Raw genomic sequence first — 310 nt, 5'->3', positions numbered from 1 at the left:
GATTTATTTATGCGCTTATTACCACCCGTTACTACGCCACAATCTGCTGTGCCTATCTTGACGCCACTGTCCGATGCACAGCTAGCAAAAAACGCGCCTTTGCCTTTGACGCCGCAAACGCCTTACTCGCAGCTTAATGATGAAGCGATCAATGATAGCGATCAGCCAGACACGTCAATACGGACTCGCTATCCAACAGTAACTGAAGCCCCCTTATCAAAGTCTCAAAGTGATACTTTAGCCGTAGAGCTCAATGCCCTGTACAAAAGCGTTATGGACTCGCTAGGTAGTGAGGATGCACGTTACATAC

Annotated in this window: 1 protein-coding gene; it reads left to right on the top strand. The window is 47.7% G+C overall.

Annotated elements, in window-relative coordinates; all coding sequences use genetic code 11:
* The coding region (locus tag SB772_RS39875; protein WP_410838500.1) for a hypothetical protein at window positions 1–310 on the top strand (310 nt) is incomplete at both ends.

The organism is Paraburkholderia sp. SIMBA_030 (genome assembly GCF_046535245.1).
Classification (GTDB): domain Bacteria; phylum Pseudomonadota; class Gammaproteobacteria; order Burkholderiales; family Burkholderiaceae; genus Paraburkholderia.
Note: the sequence above shows the minus strand (reverse complement) of the source record. Positions and strands in the feature narration are given on the sequence as shown.